4 protein-coding genes are annotated in these 3,773 nt (G+C 69.1%); 3 read left to right on the top strand and 1 reads right to left on the bottom strand.

Annotation, left to right across the window (positions count from 1 at the left end; translation table 11 throughout):
* Positions 1-739 (top strand): SIS domain-containing protein (locus ACTHJR_RS18685; RefSeq protein WP_440524932.1); only part of this gene is annotated, 739 nt, incomplete at its 5' end.
* The gene (gene nagA, locus ACTHJR_RS18680) at positions 736-1,902 is read left to right on the top strand and encodes an N-acetylglucosamine-6-phosphate deacetylase (RefSeq protein ID WP_440524931.1); all 1,167 of its coding nucleotides are present in this window, start codon (positions 736-738) and stop codon (positions 1,900-1,902) included. The genes ACTHJR_RS18685 and nagA, both read left to right, overlap by 4 nt.
* A 164-nt stretch (positions 1,903-2,066) precedes the next feature.
* Here nagA and ACTHJR_RS18675 read toward each other — a convergent pair whose 3' ends face one another.
* A complete protein-coding gene (locus ACTHJR_RS18675; protein ID WP_440524930.1) occupies positions 2,067-3,041 on the bottom strand; it encodes a cupin-like domain-containing protein in 975 nt (324 codons plus the stop codon).
* Positions 3,042-3,341: 300 nt separating this feature from the next.
* Between ACTHJR_RS18675 and ACTHJR_RS18670 the strand changes: the two genes are divergently transcribed.
* A partial coding sequence (locus ACTHJR_RS18670) for a TetR/AcrR family transcriptional regulator (RefSeq protein WP_440524929.1) occupies positions 3,342-3,773 on the top strand: 432 nt, incomplete at its 3' end.

Genomic DNA, 3,773 nt, shown 5'->3' with positions numbered 1-3,773 from the left:
CTCGCAGTCGGGCCGGAGCCCCGATCTGATCGCGGCTGCCGAGACCGGCAAGACGGGCGGCGCGCAATTGGTCGCCTTGGTCAATGACGAGAGCTCGCCGCTGGCGGCAATGGCCGACACCTTCCTGCCGCTCGCCGCCGGACCCGAGAAAAGCGTCGCCGCGACCAAGTCGTTCATCACCAGCGTCGCCGCGCTGATTCACCTGATCGCCGACTGGGCGCAGGATGCCGAGTTGCTCGCCGCGCTCGACGACCTGCCCGGCTTGCTCGACCAGGCCTGGGCGCTCGACTGGACGCCCGCGCTCGAGCCGCTCCGCACCGCGACCAATCTCTATGTCGTGGCGCGCGGCCCGGCGTTCGGCATCGCCCAGGAAATGGCGCTCAAGATCAAGGAAACCTGTGGCTTCCATGCCGAGGCGTTCAGCGCCGCCGAGGTCCGCCACGGTCCGATGGCGATCGTCGAAAAGGGCTTTCCGGTATTGCTGCTCGGCCAGGACGACGAATCGCGCGACAGCGTCGCCGACCTCGCCCCCGAGTTCGCGGCGCGCGGCGCGCTGGTGCTGAGCGCGGGCCTCGGCGATGTGCCCGGCATTCGCCTTCCCGCGCCCGACGCGCACCCCGCGCTTCAGCCCCTGCTCCTCGTCCAGAGCTTCTACCGGCTCGCCAACGCATTGGCGGTTGCGCGCGGGCGCGATCCGGACCATCCCCCGCACCTCGCCAAGGTGACCGAGACGGTATGACGCGCACTGCCCTGACCAATGCCCGCATATTGCTGCCCTCGGGACTGCGCGACGACGTCTGCGTGGTGATCGGCGAGGGGGAGATTTGCGCGATCTCCTCGGCCCCGCCGCAAGAGGCGCGGATCGTCGATCTCGGCGGGCGCCTGCTGCTGCCGGGCTTCATCGACACCCAGGTCAACGGCGGCGGCGGGCGGCTGTTCAACGACGATCCCAGCGTCGACACGATCCGCGTCATCGCCGAGACGCATCGTCGCTACGGCACCACCGGCCTGCTCCCCACCCTGATCAGCGACGATCTGTCGGTGGTCGAGGCCGGGATCAACGCGGTCGATGCCGCGATCGCGGCCGGCGTGCCGGGCATCCTCGGCATCCATATCGAGGGGCCGTTCCTGTCGAGCGCGCGCCACGGCATCCATTCGGTCGACAAGCTCCAGCCGCTGCGCGACGAGTATCTCGATCTGCTGACCTCGGCGAAAAGCGGCCGGACGATGGTCACGCTCGCCCCCGAATGCGCGACGCCCGCGCAGATCGCGCATCTCGCCGCGAAGGGCGTGGTCGTCAGCGCCGGCCATTCGGACGCGCGCTACGAAACCGTTCGTGCCGCGATCGACGCCGGGCTCACCGGCTTCACCCATTTGTTCAACGCGATGTCGCAGCTCGCCAACCGCGCGCCCGGCATGGTCGGCGCCGCGCTCGAGGACGACAGCACCTATGCCGGCATCATCGCCGACGGCCACCACCTCCACGACGCCACTTTGCGCGTCGCGGTCCGCGCCAAGGGCCAGCACCGGCTGATGCTGGTGACCGACGCGATGCCGAGCGTCGGCAGCGACGAGACCCGATTCGTCCTGCAGGGGCGCGAGATCTGGCGCGACGGCGATACGCTGCACGGCGCCGACGGCGTGCTCGCGGGCTCGACCCTGACCATGGCCGGCGCGGTCAGGGGCATGGTCGAACGCGGCCGCGTGCCGCTGGCGGCAGCGGTGACCATGGCCTCCGCGACCCCGGCGGCGTTCCTCGGGCTGGGCGGACAGACCGGCACGATCGCGGCCGGGCTGCGCGCGGACCTGGTGCTGCTCGACGACGATTATACCGTCCGCGAGACGTGGATCGGAGGGGAACCGAGCGGCGTTCCCCAAGCGGCAACGGCACTGACCAAATAGCCCCCCTCCCTGGAAGGGAGGGGTTGGGGGTGGGTGCGCGCGAAGCGCGTCTGCACCGTCATCGGTATGTTTCCAGCAACTCGCCAAAACAGCATCGGACGAGGCATCGAGCCTCGCCCGACGCTCACCCACCCCATAATACCCTCCCTTGCAGGGAGGGGGAATTATCGCGCCATCATCTGTCCGAGCTGGCGCCGCACGCGCGCCTTGCTCTCCTCGCTCAGCTTACCCCTGATGCCCTGCCGCTCCTCCGGCACATGTCCGGGCGCACCGCCGAACACGAAGGTGTCGAACATCGCCCGCCACGCCGCGCGCTGGTTCTCCGGCAAGTCGGAGAAGGCCAGGATCGCGTGGACCATCGTGTCGATCGGGGCGAGACCGGGCTGCGGCGCCGGCGCTTCGTCCCACCAGTAATTGACCAGGATGCTGACCGGGTCGAGCGAGCGCACATGGTGCCACCACATGTGCGGGATGAAGAGCGCGTCGCCCGGTTCGAGCTCGGCGACCTGCGCATGCTCCATCGCTTCGCGGGCCAACGGAAAACGCTCGAAATCGGGCGCGTCGGGATCGAACAGGCCGATCGGCGTTCCTGCCGGCGTGAATTCGATCGGGCCGATATAGAGATTGGCGACCTGGTCGGGCGGGAACAGAGTGAAGCGCCGCCGCCCCGCCATCACCACCGCGATATTGCTGTTCATGTCGTGATGCGTCGCCACGGTGACGCGATTGCCGATCCAGATGCGTGGCGCAACGCCGTCGGGCACCCACGCGATCCGGTTCTCCGCCTCGAACCCCGGCAGCGTCTCAGGCACCATCACGGCCTGCGCCGCGATGGTTGGCGGCGGCGCGGCGCGGGCGACGGAATCGAGCTCGGCGAACAGCCAGGGGATCGTGCGCGATTCGCGGGTGAAGGTCAGCGCCGCCATGTCGGGCGTGTATGACAGCCGCCCGTTGGCCTCGGGCGGCGCGATCGCCACGCCGATCGGCTTGCCGCTATCGAACCGCGCCAGATAGGCGCCGGGATCCGCAGCGCGGACCGCCGGCCAGTCGGCGGCGACCCCGCGGAACACCGCCGGCGCCGTGCGATCGGCCAATGCGATGGCGGCGCCGGGCGCCACTTCCTCGACCCTGTTCGTCATGCCGCGACTATGCCGGCAAGGGCTGATCGCTGACAACAGCCTAGGCGCCGGTGTGAGCCAGGAGAGATCGGCATTTCTGATCCTCCTCCGCCAGAGAAGGTGGCGGGCGCAGCCCGACGGACGGGGCGGACAGCGAGTCATTTGCCGTCGTGCCTCCTCCCCCTCCGTCAGCCCCGGCCTTTGCCGGTGCTGCCACCTTCCCCTGGCGGGGAAGGATTAGGGCGAAGCCGACGGGTCCCCCAAGCTGGGTAGGCCGCGGGACTCGACAAACACGCACGCGATAATTACCTACCGACCGTTATGGAAACAGCCATTCTTCGTGGCCGCCCGCGTGAATTCGACGTCGATGAGGCGTTGACGGCGGCCCTGCGCGTGTTCTGGAGCAAGGGTTACGAGGGCGCGTCGATGACCGACCTCACCGATGCGATGGGCATCACGCGTCCCAGCCTTTACGCCGCGTTCGGCAACAAGGAGTCGCTGTTCCGCAAGGCGCTCGACCTCTACGAACGCGAGAAGCTCTGTTACATCGGCCAGGCGCTCGAGGCGCCGACCGCGCGCGGCGTCGCCGAGCGGTTGCTGCTCGGCAGCCTGGAGAACCAGACCAGCCGCGACGATCCCCGGGGGTGCCTCGGCGTGATCAGTTCGGTCGCCTGCGGCGCGGAAGCCGATTGCATCCGGCAGGAAGTGCTCGAACGCGGCCGGATCGCGCACGAAGCGCTGATCGAACGGATG

The sequence above is a fragment of the Sphingomonas sp. genome, from assembly GCF_051962185.1.
Taxonomy (GTDB): Bacteria; Pseudomonadota; Alphaproteobacteria; order Sphingomonadales; family Sphingomonadaceae; genus Sphingomonas.
The sequence above is the reverse complement of the archived record's forward strand: the minus strand, read 5'-3'. Positions and strand labels throughout refer to the sequence as shown.

What these genes read in the sequence shown, in the direction of transcription:
- ACTHJR_RS18675 (WP_440524930.1), bottom strand. Translation starts at nt 3,041, where the DNA reads ATGACGAACAGGGTCGAGGAAGTGGCGCCCGGCGCCGCCATCGCATTG.
- nagA (WP_440524931.1), top strand. Translation starts at nt 736, where the DNA reads ATGACGCGCACTGCCCTGACCAATGCCCGCATATTGCTGCCCTCGGGA.